Origin of the sequence: Cryobacterium sp. PH31-O1 (genome assembly GCF_030063455.1) — a bacterium.
Lineage (GTDB): Bacteria > Actinomycetota > Actinomycetes > Actinomycetales > Microbacteriaceae > Cryobacterium.
This window is the reverse complement of the sequence record NZ_JASITB010000007.1, coordinates 156,701-181,623: the sequence shown is the minus strand read 5'-3', so window position 1 is coordinate 181,623 and position 24,923 is coordinate 156,701. Positions and strand designations below refer to the sequence as shown.

The following is a 24,923-nucleotide window of genomic DNA, read 5'->3' as shown; positions in this document are numbered from 1 at the left end:
GTGCCCCACCTTATAGGGGCAACAAATTTGCGCCCCTGTTTGCCGTCAGCGTAAGAAAATCGTGCCGCCACGCTCGCTCTGGCGGGCTCGGCATGTGACGATGGAGCATGACTTTCGACGACGTGAACGCGGCTTCAGTCCCCGTACAGATTCTCAGCGAGGATGAATGCTGGAATGCGTTGCTCTCGGCCAGTCTGGGCCGCCTCGCCGTTGCCGTCGGCGGCATCCCCGATATTTTTCCGGTCAACTTCGTGGCCGCCGATCAACGCCTGCTTTTTCGCACCGCGTCGGGCACCAAATTGATCGAGCTCACGGTGAACAACCGGGTCGCTTTCGAAACGGATGGTGTGGGTCGCGACGACGCGTGGAGTGTCATCGTGCACGGAACGGCTCGGGCACTGGACACCCAGCGCGAGATCGATGATGCTGCAGAATTGCCGTTACGCCCGATGATTCCCACTGTCAAGCCGGTCTTCGTGGAGATCGTGCCAGAGTCGATCACGGGGCGGCGGTTCACGCTCGGACCGGAACCGACGGCGACCCTGACCTGAACCACAGCGCTACCGCTGGAGTGCCGCCCTCACCACACCCTGGGCCCACGGGAGTGCCACCGTTCCTAGCCGGGCGCACGGCGACCGTGGCAGACCAGACGGGACCCGGCTGCAGCAGCCGCGTCCCGTCCAGGGTGATTCTCAGTAACGCGGTTTAGCTGACGCCAAGCAGGTCGATGACGAAGATCAGGGTCTGACCGGAGAGCCGGTGGCCGGAACCGGCCGGTCCGTAGGCGAGGTGCGGCGGCACGACGAGCTTGCGACGACCCCCGACCTTCATACCGGGGATCCCTTCCTGCCAGCCGGCGATGAGCGAGCGCAGCGGAAAGTTGATCGACTGGCCGCGGTTCCAGGACGAGTCGAACTCGTCGCCGGACGCGAACTCGACGCCAAGGTAGTGCACGTCGACGGTGGCCCCAGCGGTCGCCTCGGCACCGTCACCGACGACGACATCGGTGATCTCGAGTTGGTCGGGCGCAGCGCCCTCTGGAAAGTCAATTTCGGGCTTGGAATTCAAATCAGTCATCCTCCCATCCAACCGGATTCTGCGTCGGATTGCACGCCGTGCGAAACCTCGAAAAATAATGCTTGCGCCCAATCGCCAGCGGGTGCACTCTTGGTACACACCAACTCGTCGCATCGGGAGAGTCGTCGGCACTGCCACACCACCGAGGCGGCGAGTTTCTGTTGCCGCTGCTTGCCTGCAGTGCGGGGGCATTCTGGCCGCGCAGGAGGTGGTCGGGCGGCTCAGGCGTCGAACATGGTGCCGGGGTTCAGCAGACCCAGCGGGTCGAAGACCGCCTTGAGCTGGCGCTGCAGGGCGAGGCTCGTGTCACCGATCTCGTCCCGCAGCCAACGACGTTTGAGCACGCCGACACCGTGTTCGCCGGTCAGCGTGCCGCCGAGGGCGAGGGCAGCCTGAAACATCTCGTCGGCGGCGGCCCAGATCTCGTCGGGCACCGCCGCATCCGCTGTCTCACCCGGTCGGCGCGCGATCACGAAGTTCGGGTGCAGGTTGCCGTCGCCGGCGTGGGCGACTGTGGGAATGGAAATGCCGGTGCGGGCGCTGATCTCGGCGATCGCATCGAACATTTCGGCCATGCGCGAGCGGGGCACCGACACGTCTTCGATGAGCACCTGGCCCAACTGTTCGAGGGCCGGGTGCATGGCTCGGCGAATGGCCAGCAGGCGGTCGCCGGAGGCGGCGTCCGTTGAGAGGGTGGCTTCGCCGCCGCCTTCGCGCAGCACGATGAGCGCAGCCTCGGCCTCGGCGATCGCCGCCGGTCCGTCGGTCTGCACGAGCAGGAACGCGCCGCGGCGAAGCGGCAACCCGGCCGATCCCTCCGGACCGAGGTAGGTTGCCACGTGCCCCAGGGCGACCGGGTCGAGCAGTTCCATGACGGCGGGGCGGATGCGCGCGGCCGTGATGGCCGCGCTGGCCGCGGCCGCCGCCGTGACCGTGTCGAAGACCGCGCCGATTGTGGCGATCGTCCCCGCGGTGAGCGCCCGCAACCGCACGGTCGCCTCGACAATGACGCCGAGCGTTCCCTCGGAGCCGGTGAGCAGCGCGGTCAGATCGTAACCGGTGACGCCCTTGACGGTGCGATGCCCCGTGCGCAGCAGGCTACCGTCGGCGAGCACGACGGTCAGGCCCAGCACCGCCTCCCGGGTGACCCCGTACTTCGCGCAGAGCAACCCGCCGGCGTTCGTGGCGATGTTGCCACCGACGGTGGAGATGCCCTTGCTGGCCGGGTCGGGGGCGAACCACAGGTTCTGCCGCGCGAGGGCGTCGTTGAGGTCCTGGTTGATGACGCCAGCTTCGACGACGGCGAGTTCGTCGTCTGGGTTGATCTCGAGGATGCGGGTCAGCCCGGCTACGCTCAGCACGATGGATCCGTCGGTGCCGCAGGCTCCGCCCGACAGGCCGGTGCCGGCGCCGCGGGTGACCACGCTGACCCGAAATTCGGTCGCGATGCGCAGCACGGCTTGAACCTGATCGACCGTCGTGGCGCGCACGATAGCCAGCGGCGTACCGTCGGCGACCCAGCCGGATTTGTCGGTGCGATTGGCCGCAAGATCGAGGGGGTCAACGCTGACGATTTCGCCAAGTTCGGACTGGAGGCGCAGCAGTGCGTTCATCGTCCCAGCCTATCGAGCCGCGCCGTGTCTGATTTCCGCTACCGCCCGTTGGCCGCGCGTGGCAGGCTCGGAGGGTGACCATTTCTTCCGTCCCCGCGATCAGGCTCGCCGACCCTGATTTCGCCGAACGCTATCGCATCATGTGCTCGCGAGACACCCGGTTCGACGGCCAGTTCATCACCGGCGTGCACACGACCGGCATCTACTGTCGGCCGAGCTGCCCGGCGACGACGCCCCGACCCGGCAACGTGACGTTCTACCTCACCGCAGCGGCCGCCCACGAGGCCGGGTTGCGGGCCTGCAAACGCTGCCTGCCCGATGCCGTGCCAGGCTCACCGGCCTGGAACATGCGCGACGACCTCGCTGCCCGCTCGATGCGACTCATCTCGGATGGCGTCGTCGAGCGTGACGGCGTTCCGGGGCTCGCCGCCCGCCTCGGCTACACGCCGCGGCACCTGACCCGGGTGCTGGTCGCCGAATTGGGCGCCGGTCCGCTCGCGCTCGCTCGGGCGCACCGGGCCCAGACGGCACGCCTGCTGCTGCTGGACACTGACCTTCCGATCACCGACGTGGCCTTCGCGGCCGGCTTCGGCAGTATTCGCCAATTCAACGACACCGTCGCCGCCGTTTACGAACGCACCCCGTCTCAGGTACGTTCCAGCCGCCGCTCCCCGCCCGAAAAGGCCTCCCCCGGCATCGCGGAAACCAGAATCACGCTGCAACTGCCCGCTCGAACACCGTTCGACGGCGCCGGGGTAATGCGTTTTCTTGGCACACGCGCCCTGCCAGGCATCGAAACGGCCACACAGACGAGCTACGCCCGCACGGTGCGGCTGCCGCACGGCACCGGCACGGTGGAGGTGACCCTGTCGGGAACGGATGCTGCCCCCGCGCTGGCCTGCAGCATCCGTTTGGCAAACCTCACCGACCTGGCACCACTGGTGAGTCGGATCCGCCGGTTGTTCGATCTGGATGCCGATGCCCAGGCGATCGACCGCCACCTGGCTGCTGACCCGGCGCTGGCAGTCTCGGTCGCACAGACCCCGGGGATCCGCGTGCCGGGCAGCATGGACGCCGAGGAGTCTCTGTTCCGGGCCTTGATCGGCCAGCAGGTGTCGGTCGCTGCGGCCCGCACCGCGCTGTCCAGGTTGGCCAACGCCCTCGGTGACCAGGTGCCCGGTCCCGAGCTGCATCTGCTGTTCCCCACCCCGGCCCAGATCGCTGAGGGCGGTCGCGCGGTGTTACGGGGGCCGGGCGCCCGCATCGAGACCATTCTGCGAGTTGCGCGGGCGCTGGCGTCGGGTGATCTGGCGCTGTCCCCCGGGCAGACCCGGGCAGAATTGCAAGGGAGCCTTTTGGCACTGCCCGGCATCGGACCGTGGACGGCCGGCTACGTGGCCATGCGGGTGCTCGGCAGCCCCGATATTCTGCTGACTGGCGACCTGGCACTGCGTCAGGGTGCCGGCCGGCTCGGCCTTGCGGTGGAACCACGCATCCTCGTGGCGCGAGGGGCCGACTGGGCGCCCTGGCGCAGTTACGCCGGAATGCACCTCTGGCGTGCTGTGCGCACTCCTCCTATTCCTGCATGGGACTCCTCCAAGCAGACCGACTGAGGGTTGGAGCACCCCACAGGGCAACCCGCACTCCGGGACGGTTAGCCTAGAAGAGTGAAATTTGCGCATTTAAGAGTTGACGGTTCCTCCGTTCCCCGATTGGCCGTGATTTTCGACGATGCGGCACTGTTTCTCGACGAGGTCATCGACGATGCCCCCCGCGACCTGCAGGACCTGATGGAACAGGGCGAGGCCGGGTACGAACGTATTCGCGCGGTCAGCCTCGACGCCGTCTCGAACGGTGCCGCGCTTACCCCGGTCGACGAGCTGCGACATTCTTCCGCCGTGCTGCGCCCGCCGCAGATCATCGCGATCGGCGCCAACTACGCCGCGCACTCCTCCGAGCTGAGTCTGCGCCTCGAAACGGCGGCGACGGTGTTCTCGCTCTGGCCCAACTCGCTCACCGGGCACGGCTCGACCATCACCTGGCCACGTGACCTCACCACCCAGGTCGACTACGAAGCCGAACTCGGTGTGATCATCGGGCGTCCGGCCCGTAACGTATCGGTCGCCAACGCGCTCGACTATGTCTTTGGTTACACCGTCGTGAACGACATCACCGCCCGTGACCTGCAGTTCTCCGAGGCGCAGTGGTCCCGGTGCAAATCATTCGACGGTTTCACGCCGACCGGCCCCCTCGTCATCACCGCCGATGAGATCGGCGACCCGCAAAACCTGTGGCTGACCACCCACGTCGACGGCCGTATTCTGCAGGACGCCTCGAGCGGCGATATGGTGCGCACCGTCGCGGAGATCATCGCCTACCTGTCGAAAACCTCCACACTGCTGCCGGGAACCCTTATCTCCACGGGCAGCCCTGGCGGTGCCGGTTACAGCCGCAAGCCGCCGATCTTTCTGCGCGACGGCTCCACCGTGACCATTTCGATCGACAAGATCGGCATGCTCACGACGCACTGCCGCGAGATCTAGCCCCGAGATCTCGCCGCGAGATCTCGCCGCGAAAGGTCAGAGGCGGGGGTCGTCCTTCCCGTCGCGGGCGAGCAATTCATCTTCAACCTTTCCGCCGTAGCCATCCGCTTGAGGGTCGCGGTGCAACCCGCCCGATACCGCGTACTCCTCCTCGGGCGAGAGCACCAGCCGTTTGCGCCCCCAGAAGGCAAAGGCGAGGAGCATCACCACGTAGACCACGGCAATGGCCGCAATCGCCGGACGTGCCGGTTCGTTGATGAAGAATCCGAAGAAAATCGCCAGGGACAGGATTCCGGCAATGACGGCACCAGGAACACCCCAGGGGCTGCGGTACGGGCGGCTCGCATTCGGGAACTTCTTACGCAGCAGCACGAACGACACCATCTGCAGAACATAGGCGATTACGGCGCCCCAGACAGCGATGTTGAGCACAATGGCTCCGGCAACTCCCCCGGCCCCGCCGAGCGAATCGACCAGTACGAGGGCAACGAAACCGATGATCGCGCCCACCAGCAGGGCGATGGCCGGGGTCTGGCGTTTGCCGGTGAGTGACAGAAACTTCGGGTAGTAACCAGCGCGCGACAGTGAATACATGTTGCGTCCGTAGGCGAACATGATCCCCTGCAGCGATGCCAAGAGCCCGATCAGCGCGAACAGGGCCAGCACGGCTGCGGCGCCGTCGCCCACGATCGCCCGGAACCCATCAAGCAACGGCTCGCTCGATCCGGCAATCTCGGCCGCACCAACCACTCCGGTGTTTAGAAACAACACGAGCAGGCCGGTCACGATCAGCGTGGTGCGAGCGATGAGGCCGGCACGCGGAATATCCCGCACCGGATTGTGCGATTCCTCGGCGGCCAGCGGAAGTTCCTCGATGCCCAGGAAGAACCACATGGCGTAAGGCAACGCAAACAAGATTGGAATGATTCCGTGCGGCAGGAAAGCGTTTTGGCCGGCATCCGGCGCGATATTGAAAAGACTGTCCCCGTTGAACAACCCGGAGAATGCAGCCATTGCCGAGAACACCAGCAGGATCGCGATGGAGATGATCGCCACGACGATGGCGAATTTGAAGGAAATGGCTGCCCCCGCGGCATTGAGCGCAATGAAGGCCACATACAGGATGAGCCACCACACCCACGGCGGCAGGGAGACCCCGAGCAGTTCCTGCGTGATCCCGTCGGCATAGGACGCCGAGAAATACACGATGACGGCGGTGGTCGCGACGTACTCGATGGTCTCGGCGAGTCCAGTGACGAACCCGCCCCAGGGTCCCATGGCCGCCCGGGCGAACGAATAGGCCCCGCCGGTGTGCGGCATCGCCGCCGCCATCTCACCGATGCTGAAAATCATTCCGTAGTACATGACAATGAGCAGCACGAAGGCGATCAGCATTCCGCCAAAACCGGCGAAACCGATTCCAAAGTTCCAGCCCGAGAAGTCCCCGGAGATCACCGCTGCCACGGCCAGACCCCACAGACCCCAGATGCCTGCGCTGCGCGTGAGTCGACGCTTCTCAAAGTAGCCGGCCTGCGCCGTGGTGTACTTCACTCCCGAAACTTTCAAGGTGTCTTTGGACATCTCAATTCCTTTGCGCTCGTCGCGCACCCGATGGCGATAGCCGAGCCGGAGCGCAATCGTTCAGTGAGGTTGCCACGATGCTAAGGGTTGAATGGTGCGGTGTATATACCTTTGCAAAAAATCACGGCAGTGAATCCAAGCTCAAGAGCCGCTTTCTGGTGACTGAAGTGTGATCTAATGGTTGAAAATTGCACGATTGACCCGCTCGACGCCCTCATCCGCACCGCCTCAAACCGCACCGCCTCAACCGCACCGAGGAGAAGCCCAGTGAATACTCGATCCGGAAACCTCACCCTCGCCGACTTGACCGTTCTGGTTTCCGAGCGTGAGATCGACACGGTGATCGTCGCGTTCACCGACATGCAGGGCCGTCTCGTGGGTAAACGACTCTCCGCGCGGCTGTTCTTAGAGGATGCCGCCGCTCATGGCGCGGAATGCTGCAACTACCTTCTCGCCGTCGACGTTGAGATGAACACCGTCGACGGCTATGCCACGTCGAGCTGGTCGCACGGGTATGGCGATATGGCAATGATCCCCGACCTCGACACTCTGCGTCTGGCCCCGTGGCTGCCCGGAACAGCGCTCGTTACCGCCGACCTGCACTGGCTCGATGAAGAGCCCGTGCTCGCCTCCCCACGCCAGATTTTGCGCCGGCAACTGGACCGACTGGCCGAACACGGTCTCACGGCGTTCTGTGCGACGGAGCTCGAGTTTATCGTCTTCGACGACGGCTACCGCGAGGCGTGGAAGAAGGGCTACCACGGCCTCACCCCGGCCAGCGACTACAACATCGACTACTCGCTGCTGGCATCCACTCGAATGGAACCGCTGCTGCGGGACATTCGCCTCGCCATGGACGGCGCGGGCATGTACTGCGAAGGGGTGAAGGGCGAATGCAATCTCGGACAACAGGAGATCGGGTTTCGATATGCGACCGCCCTGGCCACCTGTGACAACCATTCCATCTACAAGAGCGGCGCGAAGGAGATCGCCGACGCGCACGGCAAGAGCCTCACGTTCATGGCCAAGTTCAACGAGCGTGAGGGCAACAGCTGCCATATCCACATCAGCTTGCAGGGCCCGGGCGGTGCACCGGTCTTTCACGACGCCGAAGCTGAACACGGCATGTCGAAGCTGTTCCGACACTTCCTGGCCGGACAGCTCGCGCTCATGCGAGAGCTGACCCTGTTCTCCGCCCCCAACATCAACTCGTATAAGCGTTACGTTCCGGGTAGTTTCGCCCCGACCGCGCTGGCCTGGGGGCTCGACAATCGCACCTGTGCTCTGCGCGTCGTCGGGCACGGCCCGGCTCTTCGGGTCGAGAACCGGGTCCCCGGAGGTGATGTCAATCAATATCTGGCCGTCGCCGCCCTGATCGCGGCGGGCCTGCACGGCATCGAGCACGAACTCGAACTGGAACCCGCCTACCGGGGAAACGCGTACACCAGCGATGTGCCGCGAGTTCCGTCGTCCCTGCGCGAATCGGCCGAACTGTTCGCCGGTTCCGCCGCCGCCCGCGAGGCGTTCGGCAACGAGGTCGTGGAGCACTACCTGAACAACGCCCGCATCGAGGCAGCCGCCTACGACGCCGCCGTGACCGACTGGGAGCGGGTGCGCGGCTTTGAACGACTCTGAGACTTTGAACGGCACTGCGACTTTGAACGGCATAGAGACTTTGAACAACTCTGGGAACCTACCGGTGATCGGCCTGACCACCTATCTCGAGCAAGCGCAGACCGGGGTCTGGGATGTGCCGGCTGCGATTTTGCCCCGGGTCTATTTCGACGCGATCACCAACGCCGGCGGCATCGCCGTGCTACTGCCGCCCCAACCCGTGAACGCCGCAATCGCCAACCGGGTGCTCGATGGGCTCGACGCCCTGGTCATCACCGGCGGTAAAGACGTCGACCCGGCTCGCTACGGGCAGGCCCCGCACCCGCAGACCGACCAGCCCCGACCCGATCGGGACGCTTGGGAAGATGTGCTGCTGCGCCAGGCCATCGCCCGTGACCTGCCGTTCCTCGGCATCTGTCGGGGTGCGCAGGTGCTCAACATCGCTCTGGGCGGGAGTCTTCACCAGCATCTGCCCGACCTGGTCGGCGACACCACCTATCAAGCCGGAAATGGTGTGTTTAATGTCGTCGACGTTGCCGTCGAACCAGAATCGACGCTCAGCGCACTGCTGGGCGGCCAAACTCTCCTTCCCGCGGTGCCGGTGTACCACCACCAGTCCATCGACCGTGTAGCCGCCGGTTTGCGGGTGAGCGCCACAACGGATGCCGGCATCGTGCAGGCTGTGGAGCTGACGACGGTACCGTTCGGGATCGCCGTGCAATGGCATCCGGAGCAGTCGCCCGACGACCTTCGCCTGTTCACCGGACTGGTCGACGCCGCCCGCGGCTATCGAGCGGCAGGCGCGCACCGCACCACGCCCGCACCGCGTCCGGCTCGATCTCCAGTAGGGAATGAAGAGGCAACAGCATGAGCGGCTACACCGTTGTCAACCCGGCCGATGAATCGATCGGTGAAACCGTCGAACACCTCGGCCAGGACGAAACCGACGAGGCGATCGCACGCGCCGTCGTGGCCCAGAATGCGTGGGCAGGCGTGGCCCCCGCCGACAAGGCCCGCGTCTTGCGGAGATTTGCGGAGGTCGTTGACACGGACCGGGAAAACCTGGCCAGAATCGAGGTACGCAACTCGGGGCATCCGATCACGCAGGCGCGCTGGGAAGCCGGGCACGTGCGTGACGTGCTCGACTATTACTCGGCAGCCCCCGAGCGCATGTTCGGGCAGCAGATTCCCGTCGCCGGCGGTATCGACCTCACCTTTCACGAGCCGCTCGGCGTTGTCGGCGTGATCACTCCGTGGAACTTTCCGATGACGATCGGAGCCTGGGGGTTCGCGCCGGCACTCGCTGCCGGCAACGCCGTGGTTTTGAAGCCAGCGGAATGGACGCCGCTGTCGAGCATCCGTTTGGGGGAACTAGCTCTCGACGCTGGGCTGCCGGAGGGACTGTTTCAGGTGTTGCCGGGGCGTGGATCGGTGGTGGGAACCCGGTTTGTGACTCACCCCGACGTACGCAAGGTCGTATTCACCGGCTCGACCGCTGTCGGCAAGCAGATCATGGCCGGATGTGCAGACCAGGTTAAGCGGGTGACGCTGGAACTGGGCGGCAAGAGTGCCAATATTATCTTTGCCGACGCCGACCTGGAACGCGCTGCGGCTGCAGCGCCGTCGGGCGTGTTCGAGAACGCGGGCCAGGATTGCTGCGCTCGAAGTCGCATCCTGGTGCAGGCCAGCGTCTTCGATCGGTTCATGGAGCTGCTCGAACCGGCTGTCGCCGCGGTGCGGGTCGGCGATCCGACCGATCCGGCCACCGAAATGGGGCCCCTCGTCTCACGGCAGCATCACGCTGCCGTGTCAGCGTATCTTTCTCCAGATGCGCCGGTCGCCTTTCGCGGGAGTGCTCCGACCGGTGCGGGGTTTTGGATCGCCCCGACCGTGCTCATGCCCTCCAGCCGTCTCGACCGCTGCGTGACCGAGGAGATCTTCGGCCCAATCGTGACCGTGCTGCCCTTCGACGATGAGACCGATGCCGTGAAGCACGCCAACGACACCGACTATGGGTTGTCCGGCTCAATCTGGACCAGGGACGTCGGCCGGGCCATTCGTGTGGCCCGCGGCGTCGAGTCGGGTAATTTGTCGGTTAATTCGCACTCCTCAGTACGCTACTCGACCCCGTTCGGCGGGTTCAAGCAGTCCGGACTTGGACGAGAATTGGGACCGGATGCCCCCCTGCACTTCACCGAGACCAAAAACGTTTTCATCGCCGTTGACTAGTCCCACATTGAAGGAGAACCTGTGAGCATCACTCCCATCGATCTGACCCAGCGCCTGGCCGGCAAGGTTGCCGTCATCACCGGCGGGGCCAGCGGTATCGGCCTGGCCACCGCGAAACGGTTCAGAGCCGAGGGCGCCACTGTCGTCATCGGAGACCTCGACGACAAGGCCGGTCAGGCGGCCGCAACGCTGGTCGGCGGTCTCTTCGTGCAGGTCGATGTCACCGATCAGGACCAGGTGGATCATCTCTTCGACACCGCATTCGAGACCTATGGATCGGTGGACGTGGCGTTTAACAACGCGGGAATTTCTCCGCCCGACGACGATTCGATCGAGACGACCGAACTTCCCGCCTGGCAGAAGGTACAAGACGTCAACCTCAAATCGGTGTACCTCTGCTGCCGCGCGGCTCTGCGCCATATGGTTCGGCAGGGCAGCGGATCGATCATCAACACGGCCAGCTTCGTTGCCGTGCTGGGGTCAGCGACCAGCCAGATCTCGTACACCGCCTCGAAGGGCGGAGTACTCGCAATGAGCCGGGAACTGGGGGTGCAGTTCGCTCGCCAGGGCATCCGGGTGAACGCGCTCTGCCCGGGGCCGGTCCAGACTCCCCTGTTGCAGGAACTGTTCGCGAAAGACCCTGAACGTGCCGCTCGGCGACTGGTTCATATTCCCGTCGGTCGCTTCGCCGAGCCCGAGGAACTCGCTGCGGCCGTTGCTTTTCTGGCCAGTGACGACTCCTCGTTCATGACCGGCTCCACCTTTTTGGTGGACGGTGGCATCAGCTCGGCCTATGTCACGCCAGAGTAGTGTTTTGCCGACGGTTGGTCTGAGCAGTGATCTGCTCCTGGGGCCGGTCTCTGGCACCAACACGTTCGAAGAGACGGTGCAACGACTGCTGCAGACGGTGCGGCTGGGTCTGATCGCGCCGGGCGAGCGCCTGCCGGCCGAACGAGACCTCGCTGCGCAATTGGGCGTCAGTCGTGACACTCTGCGAGAGGCGATCGGGTCGCTCGCCGATGCCGGCTACCTGATCTCCAGGCGTGGGAGGTATGGCGGCACCTTCGTCACCGACGTGCTGCCCTCGCCGCCGGTGATGGCAGCGGAAAACCCGGCCGGAGCCCCACACCCGTCGATCACCGCCGCGGAGATCGACGATGTGCTCACTCTGCGAGACATTCTCGAGGTCGGAGCGGCGCGCGCGGCCGCCGGGCGGGTGCTGTCCCCGCCGGAGCGCCAGTTGCTCTGGGTGAGCCTCGGGGCGGCCGCAGACGCCGGTGCCGACGAGTACCGCCGCGTCGATTCCCGCCTGCACCTCTACATCGGCGAGTTGGCCGGTTCCCCGTCGCTCGTGCCGCTCCTTGCCGACGTGCGCATGCGGCTCAACGAATTGCTCGATGCCATTCCCCTGCTGGCACCCAACATCGCCCACTCAAATAAGCAGCATGAACAGATCGTCAGCGCGATTCTCACCGGTCGACCGGATGCCGCAGCCGACGCCATGCGGGAGCACCTAAGCGGCACCGCTCTGCTCCTGCGCGGCTTTCTCGAATAGGCGGGCTGAGCGGGCGAATCTCGAGGGCGGGAGCCGCGACATCCGCTTTCGAATCAGCCGATCAGCGCCTCGACCGGGCCACGCGCGAAGAAGAGCACGAAACCGACCGCGACGACCCAGAGCAGCGGGCTAATCTCGCGACCCTTGCCAGACAGGCTGCGTACGAGTACCCAGCTGATGAACCCGGCACCGATGCCGTTGGCGATGGAGTAGGTCAGCGGCATCACGATGATGGTCAGAAAGATCGGCAGGGTGCTGGAGAATTCGGTGAAGTCGAGGTGGCGAATCTGCGACACCATGAGGGCTCCGACGATCACGAGCGCGGCTGCGGCAACTTCGAGCGGCACGATCTGGGTCAGCGGGGTAAAGAACATGGCGGCCAAAAAGAGGATGCCGGTGATCACGTTGGCCGCACCGGTGCGGGCGCCCTCACCGATTCCGGCTCCCGATTCGATGAACACGGTGTTCGAGGAGGCACTGGTGGCCCCGCCGGCGACGGCGCCGATGCCCTCCACGATCAGTGCCGATTTCAGCCGCGGAAATTTGCCGTCCGCATCGGCCAGGCCGGCCTCACTGGCCAGGCCGGTCATCGTGCCCATGGCGTCGAAGAAGTTCGTGAAGACGAGGGTGAAGACGAGCATGACGGCGGCGAGCATGCCGATGCGCTCGAACGCACCGAAGGAGACCTGGCCGATCAGGCCGAGGTCGGGCAGGGCCACCACACTCGTGGGCAGTACGGGGGCGTTCAGGTTCCAACCGGCCGGGTTGGTGCCGAGCGAGGGGCCAACCTTGAATATGGCCTCAAGAATCACGGCGATTGCGGTGGTCGCGACGATACCGATCAGCAGCGCGGCCTTGACCTGGCGCGCCAGTAGCACGCCGATGATGATGAGCCCGATGACGAAGACCGTGGTCGGCAGGGTGGCAATCGAGCCGGCATCGCCGAGCTGCACCGGCGGCGAGTTCGCGCCGCTGGCTCGCACAAAGCCGGAGTCGACGAGGCCGATGAACGCGATGAACAGGCCGATACCGACGGTGATGGCGATTTTCAGCTGGCGTGGGATGGCGTTGAAGATGAGTTCGCGCAGGCCGGTCGAGGCGAGCAGCACGATGATGAGGCCGTTGATGACGACGAGGCCCATCGCTTCAGCCCAGGTCACCTGGCCGACGACGCTCACGGCGAGGAACGAGTTGATGCCAAGCCCGGCGGCAAAGCCGTACGGCAGGCGGGCGATGACGCCGAACAGAATCGTCATGACGCCTGCGGTCAGCGCGGTGACGGCGGCGACCTGCTCATTGGGCAACCAGCCGCCCGCCACGTCGACGGCGGCCTGGTCGGCGCTGAACCCGCCGAGAATCAGCGGGTTCAGAATGACGATGTAGGCCATCGTCACGAAGGTGACGACTCCTCCACGAAATTCTCGGGACCAGGTGGAGCCGCGGCTGGTGATCTCGAAATACGAGTCGACCCGGGCTTTCAGGCCACGTGCTGCCGGCTGCGGCGAGACCGCTTGAGTGGGTGTGTCGGTGCTGCTAATGGTGTGCTCCCGGTGCCGTGGCGTTTGACGCAAGGCTCCAGTCTACGACCGCACAGCCCCCTCACACGTGCGGCACGAACCGTCCCCAGGCCAGGCGTCGTTCCCGATTCGGGTCGGCTTCGACGTGGTCCGTTTGGTCGATAATGAGCGTCTCGCGGGTGGTTTCGTCGTAGCGCGGCCACGCGGCCGATGGCACGCCGACGGCTACGAAGCCGAGCCACCAGCCCTGCATCCGGGCGCCGATGTCCTGAAAGGCGCGACGTCCGCCGAGTGCTGTCATGCCACGGCCGAACCAGCCGTCTAGCCGGTCGAACAGCGGAAACAGTTCGAGGCCGTGGGTAGCGTCGAGTCCCATCAGCCGCAGCAGGCGCGGCGCGGCATCGAAGCGGTAGAAGTACACCGGCGCGTACCGGGAATGGCGTTCGCCGACCTTCACGCTCGGGTACCAGAAGGAGTAGTCACCGCCGAAATCGAGCGCGGCCCGCAGCGCCGGAATTCCCGGATACTGCGCCTTGAGGGCTTTCTTCGCCTTCTTCTTGGTGTTCTTGAAAATGGCGCGGATGCGCGGGGCTGTCGTGGCGAGGATGTCGATTCGACCGCTGAACAGGGAGCCTTCCCGCGCGTTGGTGCCGATGATCAGCGGGATGCGGGCGGCCCGGCCGTCCCGAAAGGCGTCGAGTGGGCGTTCCGGCAGAAAATCGCCGTCGATGACCGGGCAAAGCGGAATCGTTCCCGGGTCCTGGTCGGGGGTGCGCATGGTCAGCGCTGTCGTCGCTGCGGCGAGCCTGGCCGGGTCGGTTATGAGCAGCAGGCGGGCAGCATCGGCGTCGCTGTGCGGGCCGGGGCGGTCCACCAGGGTGTCGACGAACTCGCCAGCCCAGCGCGCGGTGAGGTCACTGGGATACACCGCGTTGGGCGGTGCGCTCTGCGCAATTGCCCGGTGGAACAGGCCGGCGGCGCTCGGTACGGTCATCAGGGTGGTGACCGCGTTACCGCCGGCTGACTCACCGAACAGGGTGACGGCATCCGGGTCTCCGCCGAAGGCGCGAATATTCTCCCGCACCCATTGCAGGGCGGCGACCTGGTCTCGCAGCCCCAGATTGCTCTCGAACGGGTGCTCCGGCGTGGCATACCGAGAAAAATCCAGGTAACCGAGGGCGCCCAGTCGGTAGTTGAGGCTGACGTAGACGATGCCACCCCGCCGTACCAGCCCCTCGCCCTGGCGCGGAACCTCACGGCTGGAACCGACGCTGTAGGCGCCGCCGTGAATGAACACCATCACGGGGCGCAGGGCGTCCTGCAGCCCCGCGCCCTGACGCATCCGCTCGTCGGGAGCGATCACGTTGAGATTGAGGCAGTCCTCCCCCTGCGGGATGCGCGGGTGAGCGCCACGAAACTGACCCTTGTGACTCTGGGGGGCGACGAGGCCCCACTGGCTCGCATCGCGCACGCCATGCCAGGCCGAGGCCGGCTGCGGGGCGCGAAAACGCCGGTCGCCGACCGGGGCGGACGCGTAGGGGATTCCCCGCCAGGCGAGCACTCCGCGCTCACGCACCCCGCGCAGCAGACCGGTGGACACTCGCACCTCGAGACCCGCCTCGGTGATGGGATCAGCGAGTTGATTCATGCACCCGAGTCTATTCCGCGGCGGTAGCCGGGATGTGCGGACGAGCGGCGCTGCTCGGCACGCTATCTGCGGCGACTACGCTCGAATCAGATCATGCAACTGAAGAAACGAGAACCATAATGGCACTGCCCTGGACCCTGCACGGTGATGGAAAAACGGTCGGGGCGCAGGAAGTCGTCGGTCCTGGCGAACGGCTGAGCTGGCCGCTGACCATCGGAATCGGGTCGCAACACGTCGTCGCCATGTTCGGTGCAACTTTTCTGGTGCCGCTGCTCACCGACTTTCCTCCGAGTACGACGCTGTTGTTCTCCGGCATTGGAACGCTGCTCTTTCTGCTGATCACCGGCAATAAACTGCCCAGCTATCTTGGCTCCTCGTTTGCCTTCATCGCACCGATCACCGCGGCAACAGCCTCGGCCGGCATGAGCAGCGCCCTGTTTGGCATCCTCGCCGTCGGGGTGCTGCTCGCCTTGGTCGGCGTCGTCGTGCAACTCACTGGTACCGGCTGGATCGACCGGCTGATGCCGCCGATCGTGTCGGGTGCCATCGTTGCGCTAATCGGTTTTAACCTCGCCCCGGTAGCCAAAGCCAACTTCGACAAGGCACCGCTGACCGCGCTCATCACACTCGTCGCCGTGATCTTGTGTACCGTGCTGTTTCGCGGCATCCTCGGCCGCCTGTCAATTTTTCTCGGTGTGGTGGTGGGCTATATCGCGGCGGTCTTCTTCGGCGAAGTCGACTTCAGCCGGGTTGCCGAGGCCGCCTGGATCGGATTACCGCCCTTCACCGCTCCGGCCAACCCGTTTGAGAACCCGGCCGCCGTCTTCGGCGTACTGCCGGCTTTTCTCCCGGTCGTGCTCGTGCTCATTGCCGAGAACGTTGGCCACATCAAGGGTGTAGCGCAAATGACGGATGCGAAGGTGAACCGACTCACCGGGCGGGCTCTGCTCGCCGACGGCCTGGCCACCATGCTCGCCGGCTTCGGCGGCGGCAGCGGTACAACGACGTACGGTGAGAACATCGGTGTCATGGCGGCCACCCGCATCTATTCCACGGCCGCCTACTGGGTAGCGGGCATCGTGGCGATCCTGCTCGGTCTTTCGCCCAAGGTCGGTGCGATCATCTTCACGATTCCCGACGGTGTACTCGGCGGAGTCACCACGGCGCTCTACGGGTTGATCGGTGTCATCGGCGTGAAGATCTGGCTCGACAACAAGGTCGACTTCTCCAAGCCGGTGAACCAGTTCACGGCGGCGACCGCGCTGATCATCGGCATCGCCGACTTCACGCTCAATGCCGGAACGCTGAGCTTCAACGGCATCGCACTCGGAACGGTAGCGGCCATCGTGATCTACCACCTGATGACCTGGCTCGGTCGCATCCGCAAAACCGCCTGACCCGCCGCCTCCGACGGCCCCGCTCACTTAGCGGATGACCGCGCCCCATTTGGCCGCAGGCTGCGCCGGTTACCGTGGCGCGCGCCCACATCGGGGGCGCTCAAGCAGGAACCTGCGCGCCCAAAAGAATGCAGCGAGTTGCCTTCCTAGCGCGATTCTGCTCGAAAAGCCAGCCTGTGGAAACAGCGAAGAACCGTAGCAATCCGGTCTATGGTGACCGCATGCAAACCTCGCCGCGTCGCCGCCCCACGCACAGCGCTGTTCGCTCTGCTGCCGCGCTGTTCCTCGCCGTCGGGGCGCTGAGCGGATGCTCGGCCGTTCCCGCCCCGGCACCCACGGACTCTGCGGCACCGGTCCCTGCGGCAACCTCCGCGCCCACCGAGACTCCCCCGATCTTCGCCTCGAACGAGGAGGCCCTGGCCGCGGCAAAGGCCGCCTACTCGAATTACCTCGCGGCTGGCGACACAGCCGGTGAGATCGGATCCGATTCGTGGATCGGATTTTTAGCCCTGTCGACTGGCACGGAACACGACGCCACAGTTCAATCGAAAGAGCTGATGAAGGAAAGGGGCTGGTCTTTCATTGGGGTGACACGGTTTGACTCGATGACAGTCCAGTCCTCCAGGCCTCTAGCCGATTCCACATGGGAAATTCGCACCTACCTCTGCCTCGATCTCAGAGATACCGACACGGTCAACGAGGCTGGTGACTCTGTAGTCAAAGAGAACGGCTCCCTACGTTCTCCAATGGTTGTCGTCTTTGTAACCGCCAACGCAAATTCAAATCAACTCTTGATTTCGGAGTCCCCAATATGGTCCGGTTCAGATTTCTGCTCATAATCGGCCTGATGGCAGTTTCGGCGCTCTGGGTTGCGCCGGTATTGCCGTCACACGCCAACACCTCGGGCTGCACCTACTCCCAGCTAAGGACGGGTGCCTGCCCGGATGGACCCGAGACGGACGGTATCGCAAACGGGGGAAGCGTCGACCTGACAGCGGACGCCACCTCGGGTTCCGCCGGGTCCGGCACGGTCCCCCGACAGGGAAGCAGCGGGTCGGACAACCCCGCCGAACTGCCTGTGTGCCCCGGCGGCGACCCCCATGAGCTCGGCCTCGAATCGCTCCCCCTGGGCAACTGCACATTCCTCCCCTGGGTCAGCCCCAACATCCTGGCCACCCCATGCACCGTGTGCTCCCCCGACACCATAGTGCGCGTCTCCGACCTGCAAAACTTCCCCGCCTACCCCACCCTCACCGCCATGGAACCCAGCGGCTGGACCATCGTCGGACTGGCCGCGAATTTCTGGGCCGACGCATCCGCACAACTCGGCGAAGGGCTGCTCCTCGGCCAACCCGCGCAGGTCATGTTCACCCCGATCGGCTACCACTGGAGTTACGGCGACGGCACCACCACCTCAAGCACGACCGGCGGCGCCAGCTGGGAGTCCCTCAGCCTCGCCGAATTCGCCACCACCCCCACCAGCCACGTCTACACCGATAAGGGCACCTACACGGTCACGCTCACCGTCGACTACCGAGCCGACTACAGCTTCGGCGACCAAGGCTGGCGACCCGTCGTAGGAATCGTGACGGTACCCTCCGCCCCGTTCACCGTCCTCGCCGCACGAGAATCCACCGTACTCGTCGCCGAAGACTGCAACACCAACCCCCGCGGCCCCGGCTGCTAAAACGGTCACAACAGGCGCCCGACCGCCAGGCTATCCGGCTAGGTGTGCAGGGCCGGCACGATCAGGTAGACGCCGTAGAGCACGGCGAGGCCGCAGAGCACGAAGCAGGCATAGCCGGCGTACAGCGCCAGGCGTTTCATCCCGGGCGTCAGCGGGTTTGCTGCGGCCGCCTTCCGCGCTCGTTTGAGCTGCTTCGCGGCCTTCTTCGGCGTCAGAACGGTGATGGCCCCGGTGAACTCGAGCGGGTCAACCAGGGGGATGCGTCCGGCCGTGGTGAGCAGGCGCAGGCCGAGGGAGTAGAAGCTCACGAGTAGTGCCGCTGAAAACAGTGACGCCACAGAGACGATGAGGAATGCGCTCCAGTCGATCACAACGACACCTTCCTGCGGTCGCGGCGTGAGGGGCGGCGCGGCGTCTTCTTAATGTTGACCACACGTCCGGCATCATCGATGTCGTTGAGCAGCGTGTTGTGCGTGACCCGGTTGCGCCGCGACCAGCGGAACAGGGCCATGATCACGATGGTTCCAATCACCATGTCGAGCACGATGCCGATCGGGCCCAGCAGGGCCAGTCCGGCCGCGAACGCGCCCATGATGGCCGAAGCCGGCAGGGTCATGACCCAGCCGAGAGCGATTCGGCCGGCCATACTCCAGCGGATGGTCGAGCCACGGCGACCGAGACCAGAACCGATCACCGAACCGGAAGCGACCTGTGTGGTGGAGAGGGCGAATCCAAGATGGCTCGAGGCGAGGATCGTGGCCGCGGTGCTGGTTTCGGCGGCGAACCCCTGCGCCGGCTTGATCTCGGTCAGGCCGGTGCCCATGGTGCGAATAATGCGCCAGCCGCCGGTGTAGGTGCCGATCGCGATCGCGAGCGCGCACGCGGCGATGACCCAGAAGGTGGGGCCGCTGCCGACGGCCTGGAAACCACCGGCGATGAGCGTCAGGGTGATCACTCCCATGGTCTTCTGGGCGTCGTTAGTGCCGTGGGCCAACGCGACGAGTGACGAGGAGAAGATCTGCGCGTACCGGAACCCGCCGCGGCCATCTGGTTTGCCGATGTCCCGCCGAGTGATCATATAGGCCAGGCGCGTCGCGACCAGGGCGACGATCCCGGCGATCAGTGGTGCGATCAGCGCCGGCAGAATCACCTTCGCGGCGACGACGTTGTAGTCGACGGCCTGAGAGCCGACGCCGATGACGGTCGCACCGATCAGCCCGCCGAACAGCGCGTGGCTTGAGCTTGACGGCAGACCCATCAGCCACGTGAGGAGATTCCAGACGATAGCACCGATCAGGCCGGCGAAGATGAGCTCGGGGGTGATCAGAATTCCACCGTCACCCTCCTTGATGATGCCGCCCGACACGGTGCGGGCAACCTCGGTCGAGAGGAATGCTCCGACCAGGTTGAGGATGGCGGCGACACCAACAGCGACTTTGGGTTTCATGGCCCCGGTCGCGATTGGGGTGGCCATGGCGTTCGCCGTGTCGTGAAAGCCGTTGGTGAAGTCGAAGATGAGCGCCAGCGCGATGACCAGCACGATGATGAGGCTGAATTCAGGCACGAGACACCACACTTTCCAGGTCGGCGCCGAAGGTGAAGGTTGCTCGCACCGGAACACCGCCCAGCACTCCCGGCAACCAGTGCCGGGCATCGTCCCACATCTCGTCGACCGGCAGACTCTCGACGTCCCACCAGACCGGATTCAGCTCGTTCGATTCCCGCGGGGTACCGGACCACTCGTCGCAGACGAACACGGTCGACTCCTGGCTCCACTCCTCGCGATGCGGAAACAGGTAGGTGAGATACCCCAATTCGGTCAGAGCGGATGCCGCCACCACAAGACCGGACTCTTCCGCGATTTCACGCACCGCAGCATCCACCGCACTCTCCCCAATTTCCAGCTTGCCGCCGAGGCCGACGATGTTGCCGACACCGAGGCCTTTCTTCTTGCGCCCAAGAAGTACCTGCCGGTTACCTTCGGGAGATAGTCGAGTGAGGTAGCACACGCATACCTGGGGCAAAGTCATTACTTCATCTTAATACTCGTTCCACAGAATGCTGGTTCCACGCAAGGCTGGTTCAGCAGAAGGCTGGTTCAGCAGAAGGCGCGCGGAGTGGATTCGAGGGCAGCTCCGATAAGATCAAGACATGGACTTTGTACCCGCTTCCGGAACCATCACCATGTTCACAACCGACTGGTGCGGCTATTGCAAACGATTGAAGAAGCAGCTCGACACCGCCGGGATCGGCTATACCGAGGTGAATATCGAGCAGGTTGATGGAACGCCTGAACTGGTCATGAGCCTGAACAACGGCAACCAGACCGTGCCGACGATCCTGTTCCCGGACGGCTCAGCAGCGACCAACCCCTCGCTGGCTCAGGTGCAGGCCAAACTCGCCTGAACGGCCAACCGGTGCCAACCGCCCGGGGTCTAATCCATAAGCTTTAGCCGAACAGTACGGCGGCCTCGTCGTAACGTGCCGGCGAGACCCGCTTGAGGCCGATGGTGGCCGAAGCGATGCTCACGACGTCGATCTCGGTGCCACGCAGCGACACCATAGATCCCCACTGCGAATTGTGAATGGCGTCGACCGCCGCCATACCGAGTCGCGTCGCGAGCACTCGGTCATAGGCCGAGGGTGCGCCACCGCGTTGGGTGTGGCCCAGAACGGTGGCGCGACTTTCGATTCCGGTGCGTTCCTCAATGAGCGGGGCGATGATCTCGCTGATTCCACCGAGCCGGGGCCGGTGAAAAGCGTCGAGGCCCTTAGTCGAGTGCGCCTCCTCCATGCCGGAGAGCAGAAAGCCCTCTGACACGACGATGACCGGGGCCCGGCCACGATTCCGAACGTGCTCCACCCAGTCACAGATCTGCTCGATGGACTTGGGCTGCTCTGGAATGAGGATGGCGTGGGCGCCCCCGGCCATGCCGGAGTGCAGGGCGATCCAGCCGACGTGGCGCCCCATGACCTCGACAACCATGCAGCGACCGTGGGACTCGGCGGTGGTACGCAGACGGTCGATAGCCTCGGTGGCGATCTCCACGGCGGTATTGAAACCGAACGAATAGTCGGTGGCCTCGAGGTCGTTGTCAATGGTTTTGGGTACACCGACAATGTTCAGGCCGGCCTCGGTGAGGCGGTGCGCGGCGGTGAGGGTGCCCTCGCCGCCGATCGCGATCACGGCGTCGATTCCGTTGTCGTCGAGGGTGCGCTGGATATTCTCCGGGCCGCCGTTCTCGCCCTCAAAGGGATTGGTGCGGGAGCTGCCGAGGATGGTACCGCCCTGGCGCGACAGCCCGCGCACGCTGTGGCGATCAAGCGGCATAAATTCATTCTGCACGAGCCCGCGCCAGCCATTGCGAATGCCGATGAACTCGAAGTCGTGCGTGCGCACGCCCTTGAGGACAGCGCCACGAATGACCGCGTTAAGTCCGGGGCAGTCGCCGCCGCTGGTGAGTATACCGATCTTCATGGCTAGCCGATCTTGATAGCAGGACGAGTCGTGTCGTACGGATCATGTCGTAACCCGCGCTCGGTCACAGTTACGATCTTTCAAGGGCGCTCGGACAATCATGGTGCCTGAAGTGGGGTCGACTCAAATCGGCCGAATCCCGCCACGGTGTCCGGTCTTTTTACAGCTTTCCGTCCAGGGCCTGGGTGAGCACGTAGATGAGGGCACTCGCCTGCACCGAATCGGCCGCCGAGTACTCTTCCTGCGAACCGTCGAGGGCGCGCGCTGCGAGGCCCTGCTTGCTGCCGATCAGGTCGGCGATGCGCGCGTCGATCGTGTGCGCGGCAATAATTCGCCAGGCGGTGACCGGCTCGTCCTGGCCGATGCGGTGCACCCGGTCGATGGCCTGCGTCTGTTCGGCTGCGGTCCAGCTCAGTTCGGCGAGTACGACGTTGGACGCTGCCTGCAGATTGACGCCAACACCGGCCGCGGTGAGCGAGCACACCGCGATCGCCACGTCGGGATCGTTGTTGAACGAGTCGATCGCGGCCTGGCGGGCCAGGGCGCTCTGGTCGCCGCGAAGCGAGACCGTGCGCAGGTCGCGTTTGGCGAAGATCTCTTCTGCGGTGTCCATGACGTCAATGTGTTTGGCGAAGAACACGACCTTGCCGACCGAGCGGGCCAGCTGCGCGGCGTAGTCCGCCGCGAGACCAGCCTTGGCCTGGCCGATCTTGCGCACCATCGTGAAGACGTTTTCGCCGGTGGTCTGCCCTTTGGAATCTTCGAGCTCGGCATGGGCGACGGCGCGAATGTAGGCATCCCGCTGGTCTTCGTCGGGGACGGCGGGACCGCCGGAGCCGGCGTGCCTGGCGGCGACGAGGGCCTGATAGCGGGTGACCAGGCGGGCGCCGAGTTCGCGTTCGGCCTGACGGATGTATCGACCGAGGTCGTCGTCGAGTTCGACCGGCAGGTCGGCGATGCGCTTGGCTGGCAGGTCGGCGGCGACGTCGACCTTGCGGCGACGCACGATGCCCATGTCGATCACGGCGGCGCGGGCTTCCTTGTAGAAGCCCATGTCGGCCGGGGTCAGCCCGGTTTCTTCCAGTCGTTTGAGCAGGGCTGGAGCCGGCTTGTCGCCGTCGATCCAGCCGAGGAACTGCCAGATTGCACGAAAATCGTCGACGTCGTTGATCAGCGGGGTTCCGGTGAGGGCCATCAACAGCGGGATACCGCCCGGGGTGCGGCGCCGAATCTGCTCGGCCAGCGAGAGCACATGCTTGGACCGCTGAGAGGAGAGGTTCTTAATGAAGTGTGCCTCGTCGACTACCATGCCCTTGAACCCGAGCGTGCCGAGCCAGGCCAAGTGACGGTCGAGTACGTCGTAGTTCACCACGACGACGTCGGCGAAGGCGTCGAGTGTGTTGCCGTCACCGTGAATAACAGTGGCCCGCCGGTTGGGCGTCCACAGTTCCACCTCGCGAGCCCAGTTCATCTTCACCACGTTGGGCACGATGGCTAGCAGCGGATAGGCGTTGGCGACGGAAGCCGCAAGCAGGCTTTGCGCGGTCTTGCCGAGGCCTGGCTCGTCGGCGAGCAGGTAGCTGCGGTGCCCAAGCCTGGCGCTCTCAATGAAGCGAGCTTGGTGGCGCATGAGTTCCATGCCGTTCGGCGACAGCCGGTCGAGTTTGGGCGCCTCCGGCATGTCCATGCTGGCCGCTTGGCCGCCTGAACCGTACTCGAACGATTTGAAGAGCGGGCCGAGCAGTTCCCAGTTGGCGAGCCTGCGCGGGTGCACGATCGGCTGGGCGGCGGCGCTGAAGTCGGGGGCGAGGAACGGGTTGGCCAGTTGCCTGGCCTTGACCGACTGCGGGATGACCTGGTTCTGCAGCACGACCGGTGCCGCTTCGGGCTCCCGGGTGATGATGAGTTCGTCGGGACTCAGCTCGGCTCCCGATTCGATCAGCCAGTCCCGGCGAAAACGCTGGGCCACGGTCGACACGCCGGCGTCCGGCTCGAGAAGTGTGATCAGGCTGGTGTCCCTGGCCGCGGTCTTGGCCAGAATCTGGGCGATGCCGTCGAGGCGTTTGAGCAGCTCTGCTCGGTTCGCGTCGGAGAGCTCTTTGTCACCCTTGACCCTGGCGCGTTCTTCGCGCATCAGCAGGGCGATGACCTGATACTTGGTGCGGTTTGTGGGTCCGAGCTTGGTACCGGACTGCGCCTTGGCCTCGACCTCGCGCACCTTACGGGCAAGAATCGGAATGATCGGCGCATCGTCGTCGCGGGAACGCGGATGCGCGCGGTTTCGGGGGGCTCCACTGCGACCGAGGTTGTTCCGGCTGCCCGAGGCATCGGTACGGGTATAAGCCATTGTTCTCCACTTCGAAGCAGCACGGTACGGGTACCGGCTGTACCTGTCCACGCGCTAGGTAACGGCATTCTGGTGTAACCGAACGCCGCATGCCACCGGTCGTTCCGGCGGTGAGCAGAAACGATCGATTTGCAACACACGGAAGGGCCCTGATCATGACGCCAAACCCAAAGTCAAGCGGATGCCGTCGCAGCGGTAGTGCCGCTGAATCAACCGATCCAACGGATGATGCCACCGAATGCGAGCGCACAATAGAGACCTGACCCGGTATCTCAACGCGACATAAGTCTACGCCTTCGTTCATTCCTTGCGAACCGGCACCTTGGTGCGCAGACCGACGACGACGAAGACGATGGCGGCGATGAACTGCGCCGAAACCCAGCCCTGCCCGCTGAGGTCGAGGATCACGACCGGGTTCCACAGCACGGCCATCGGAACGAGGCCGATGAGCCAATACCACGACCGTGCCTGGATCACGAAGACGCTGATGATGAGCGCGAGGATGCTGACCGCGTAACGGATGATGATGAAACTCTCACTGTCGAGCAGTGCGAGTCCGGCGAGCAGAACGATGGCGCCGAGCAGCCCCGGCGCGAGGGCCGAGCGGGTGAAGGTCGGTGCGGCTGGCGTGCCCATT

The 24,923-nt window shown here is 64.8% G+C and carries 23 protein-coding genes; 12 read left to right on the top strand and 11 right to left on the bottom strand.

Features of this window, described 5'->3' with window-relative positions:
• The first annotated feature begins 107 nt into the window (after nt 1–107).
• Nucleotides 108–551, top strand: a complete 444-nt coding sequence (locus QMK31_RS14840; RefSeq protein WP_283501719.1) for a pyridoxamine 5'-phosphate oxidase family protein — start codon at nt 108–110, stop codon at nt 549–551.
• 154 nt (nt 552–705) lie between these two features.
• Here QMK31_RS14840 and QMK31_RS14835 read toward each other — a convergent pair whose 3' ends face one another.
• On the bottom strand, nt 706–1,077 hold the full coding sequence (locus QMK31_RS14835) for an FKBP-type peptidyl-prolyl cis-trans isomerase (protein ID WP_283501718.1): 372 nt from the start codon (nt 1,075–1,077) through the stop codon (nt 706–708).
• A 221-nt stretch (nt 1,078–1,298) separates the two neighbouring features.
• Nucleotides 1,299–2,690, bottom strand: coding sequence for an FAD-binding oxidoreductase (locus QMK31_RS14830; protein WP_283501717.1), 1,392 nt, complete (start codon nt 2,688–2,690; stop codon nt 1,299–1,301).
• A 74-nt stretch (nt 2,691–2,764) separates the two neighbouring features.
• Between QMK31_RS14830 and QMK31_RS14825 the strand changes: the two genes are divergently transcribed.
• Both QMK31_RS14825 and QMK31_RS14820 read left to right on the top strand, forming a co-directional pair.
• A complete protein-coding gene (locus QMK31_RS14825; RefSeq protein ID WP_283501716.1) occupies nt 2,765–4,303 on the top strand; it encodes a DNA-3-methyladenine glycosylase 2 family protein in 1,539 nt (512 codons plus the stop codon).
• A gap of 54 nt (nt 4,304–4,357) precedes the next feature.
• On the top strand, nt 4,358–5,233 hold the full coding sequence (locus QMK31_RS14820; RefSeq protein WP_283501715.1) for a fumarylacetoacetate hydrolase family protein: 876 nt from the start codon (nt 4,358–4,360) through the stop codon (nt 5,231–5,233).
• Nucleotides 5,234–5,269: 36 nt separating this feature from the next.
• Here the strand turns inward: QMK31_RS14820 and QMK31_RS14815 are convergent, their stop codons facing one another.
• Nucleotides 5,270–6,814 (bottom strand): amino acid permease, encoded by a 1,545-nt coding sequence (locus QMK31_RS14815; protein WP_283501714.1) that lies wholly within the window; start codon nt 6,812–6,814, stop codon nt 5,270–5,272.
• Between the two features lie 267 nt (nt 6,815–7,081).
• Here QMK31_RS14815 and QMK31_RS14810 point away from each other — a divergent pair, with 267 nt between their 5' ends.
• From QMK31_RS14810 to QMK31_RS14790, 5 genes are all read left to right on the top strand, one after another.
• Entirely contained in the window at nt 7,082–8,449 is a 1,368-nt protein-coding gene (locus QMK31_RS14810; RefSeq protein WP_283501713.1) for a glutamine synthetase family protein, read from the top strand.
• A 64-nt stretch (nt 8,450–8,513) separates the two neighbouring features.
• Nucleotides 8,514–9,299 (top strand): gamma-glutamyl-gamma-aminobutyrate hydrolase family protein, encoded by a 786-nt coding sequence (locus QMK31_RS14805; RefSeq protein WP_283501712.1) that lies wholly within the window; start codon nt 8,514–8,516, stop codon nt 9,297–9,299.
• Nucleotides 9,296–10,657, top strand: coding sequence for an aldehyde dehydrogenase family protein (locus QMK31_RS14800; RefSeq protein WP_283501711.1), 1,362 nt, complete (start codon nt 9,296–9,298; stop codon nt 10,655–10,657). The genes QMK31_RS14805 and QMK31_RS14800 overlap by 4 nt, the downstream gene beginning before the upstream one ends.
• Nucleotides 10,658–10,678: 21 nt before the next feature.
• Entirely contained in the window at nt 10,679–11,467 is a 789-nt protein-coding gene (locus QMK31_RS14795) for a 3-oxoacyl-ACP reductase (protein WP_283501710.1), read from the top strand.
• Entirely contained in the window at nt 11,451–12,212 is a 762-nt protein-coding gene (locus QMK31_RS14790; RefSeq protein ID WP_283501709.1) for a FadR/GntR family transcriptional regulator, read from the top strand. The genes QMK31_RS14795 and QMK31_RS14790 overlap by 17 nt, the downstream gene beginning before the upstream one ends.
• 53 nt (nt 12,213–12,265) lie before the next feature.
• Here QMK31_RS14790 and QMK31_RS14785 read toward each other — a convergent pair whose 3' ends face one another.
• Both QMK31_RS14785 and QMK31_RS14780 read right to left on the bottom strand, forming a co-directional pair.
• Nucleotides 12,266–13,783, bottom strand: a complete 1,518-nt coding sequence (locus QMK31_RS14785) for an NCS2 family permease (protein ID WP_502853296.1) — start codon at nt 13,781–13,783, stop codon at nt 12,266–12,268.
• 28 nt (nt 13,784–13,811) lie between these two features.
• Nucleotides 13,812–15,377 (bottom strand): carboxylesterase/lipase family protein, encoded by a 1,566-nt coding sequence (locus QMK31_RS14780; protein WP_283501708.1) that lies wholly within the window; start codon nt 15,375–15,377, stop codon nt 13,812–13,814.
• 119 nt (nt 15,378–15,496) lie between these two features.
• On the opposite strand from QMK31_RS14780, the gene QMK31_RS14775 reads away from it, so the two are divergent.
• From QMK31_RS14775 to QMK31_RS14765, 3 genes are all read left to right on the top strand, one after another.
• Nucleotides 15,497–16,774, top strand: a complete 1,278-nt coding sequence (locus tag QMK31_RS14775; protein WP_283501707.1) for a uracil-xanthine permease family protein — start codon at nt 15,497–15,499, stop codon at nt 16,772–16,774.
• Between the two features lie 176 nt (nt 16,775–16,950).
• On the top strand, nt 16,951–17,613 hold the full coding sequence (locus QMK31_RS14770) for a hypothetical protein (RefSeq protein WP_283501706.1): 663 nt from the start codon (nt 16,951–16,953) through the stop codon (nt 17,611–17,613).
• Nucleotides 17,614–17,621: 8 nt separating this feature from the next.
• On the top strand, nt 17,622–18,461 hold the full coding sequence (locus QMK31_RS14765) for a PKD domain-containing protein (protein WP_283501705.1): 840 nt from the start codon (nt 17,622–17,624) through the stop codon (nt 18,459–18,461).
• Nucleotides 18,462–18,499: 38 nt separating this feature from the next.
• Here the strand turns inward: QMK31_RS14765 and QMK31_RS14760 are convergent, their stop codons facing one another.
• Genes QMK31_RS14760 through QMK31_RS14750 form a run of 3 tightly spaced genes read right to left on the bottom strand, consistent with a single transcriptional unit; the run spans nt 18,500 to nt 20,491 of the window.
• The gene (locus QMK31_RS14760) at nt 18,500–18,832 is read right to left on the bottom strand and encodes a peptidase (RefSeq protein WP_283501704.1); all 333 of its coding nucleotides are present in this window, start codon (nt 18,830–18,832) and stop codon (nt 18,500–18,502) included.
• Nucleotides 18,829–20,025 carry an inorganic phosphate transporter gene (locus QMK31_RS14755; RefSeq protein WP_283501703.1) on the bottom strand — a complete coding sequence of 399 codons (1,197 nt, stop codon included), beginning with the start codon at nt 20,023–20,025 and terminating at the stop codon, nt 18,829–18,831. The genes QMK31_RS14760 and QMK31_RS14755 overlap by 4 nt, the downstream gene beginning before the upstream one ends.
• Nucleotides 20,018–20,491 (bottom strand): 8-oxo-dGTP diphosphatase, encoded by a 474-nt coding sequence (locus QMK31_RS14750; RefSeq protein ID WP_283501702.1) that lies wholly within the window; start codon nt 20,489–20,491, stop codon nt 20,018–20,020. The genes QMK31_RS14755 and QMK31_RS14750 overlap by 8 nt, the downstream gene beginning before the upstream one ends.
• Before the next feature lie 121 nt (nt 20,492–20,612).
• On the opposite strand from QMK31_RS14750, the gene QMK31_RS14745 reads away from it, so the two are divergent.
• Nucleotides 20,613–20,867 carry a mycoredoxin gene (locus QMK31_RS14745; RefSeq protein WP_283501701.1) on the top strand — a complete coding sequence of 85 codons (255 nt, stop codon included), beginning with the start codon at nt 20,613–20,615 and terminating at the stop codon, nt 20,865–20,867.
• Between the two features lie 43 nt (nt 20,868–20,910).
• Here the strand turns inward: QMK31_RS14745 and QMK31_RS14740 are convergent, their stop codons facing one another.
• The 3 genes from QMK31_RS14740 to QMK31_RS14730 form a co-directional block, all read right to left on the bottom strand.
• Nucleotides 20,911–21,939, bottom strand: coding sequence for a 6-phosphofructokinase (locus tag QMK31_RS14740; RefSeq protein ID WP_283501700.1), 1,029 nt, complete (start codon nt 21,937–21,939; stop codon nt 20,911–20,913).
• A gap of 160 nt (nt 21,940–22,099) precedes the next feature.
• The gene (locus tag QMK31_RS14735; RefSeq protein WP_283501699.1) at nt 22,100–24,286 is read right to left on the bottom strand and encodes a DEAD/DEAH box helicase; all 2,187 of its coding nucleotides are present in this window, start codon (nt 24,284–24,286) and stop codon (nt 22,100–22,102) included.
• A 300-nt stretch (nt 24,287–24,586) separates the two neighbouring features.
• Nucleotides 24,587–24,922, bottom strand: a complete 336-nt coding sequence (locus QMK31_RS14730; RefSeq protein ID WP_283501698.1) for a DUF6804 family protein — start codon at nt 24,920–24,922, stop codon at nt 24,587–24,589.
• Between the last annotated feature and the right edge of the window lies 1 nt (nt 24,923).

Excerpts from the sequence above, each read along its gene's own strand:
- QMK31_RS14840 (WP_283501719.1), top strand. The coding sequence starts at position 108 with ATGACTTTCGACGACGTGAACGCGGCTTCAGTCCCCGTACAGATTCTC.
- QMK31_RS14835 (WP_283501718.1), bottom strand. The coding sequence starts at position 1,077 with ATGACTGATTTGAATTCCAAGCCCGAAATTGACTTTCCAGAGGGCGCT.
- QMK31_RS14830 (WP_283501717.1), bottom strand. The coding sequence starts at position 2,690 with ATGAACGCACTGCTGCGCCTCCAGTCCGAACTTGGCGAAATCGTCAGC.
- QMK31_RS14815 (WP_283501714.1), bottom strand. The coding sequence starts at position 6,814 with ATGTCCAAAGACACCTTGAAAGTTTCGGGAGTGAAGTACACCACGGCG.
- QMK31_RS14800 (WP_283501711.1), top strand. The coding sequence starts at position 9,296 with ATGAGCGGCTACACCGTTGTCAACCCGGCCGATGAATCGATCGGTGAA.
- QMK31_RS14790 (WP_283501709.1), top strand. The coding sequence starts at position 11,451 with ATGTCACGCCAGAGTAGTGTTTTGCCGACGGTTGGTCTGAGCAGTGAT.
- QMK31_RS14780 (WP_283501708.1), bottom strand. The coding sequence starts at position 15,377 with ATGAATCAACTCGCTGATCCCATCACCGAGGCGGGTCTCGAGGTGCGA.
- QMK31_RS14775 (WP_283501707.1), top strand. The coding sequence starts at position 15,497 with ATGGCACTGCCCTGGACCCTGCACGGTGATGGAAAAACGGTCGGGGCG.
- QMK31_RS14765 (WP_283501705.1), top strand. The coding sequence starts at position 17,622 with ATGGCAGTTTCGGCGCTCTGGGTTGCGCCGGTATTGCCGTCACACGCC.
- QMK31_RS14750 (WP_283501702.1), bottom strand. The coding sequence starts at position 20,491 with ATGACTTTGCCCCAGGTATGCGTGTGCTACCTCACTCGACTATCTCCC.
- QMK31_RS14745 (WP_283501701.1), top strand. The coding sequence starts at position 20,613 with ATGGACTTTGTACCCGCTTCCGGAACCATCACCATGTTCACAACCGAC.
- QMK31_RS14740 (WP_283501700.1), bottom strand. The coding sequence starts at position 21,939 with ATGAAGATCGGTATACTCACCAGCGGCGGCGACTGCCCCGGACTTAAC.
- QMK31_RS14735 (WP_283501699.1), bottom strand. The coding sequence starts at position 24,286 with ATGGCTTATACCCGTACCGATGCCTCGGGCAGCCGGAACAACCTCGGT.
- QMK31_RS14730 (WP_283501698.1), bottom strand. The coding sequence starts at position 24,922 with ATGGGCACGCCAGCCGCACCGACCTTCACCCGCTCGGCCCTCGCGCCG.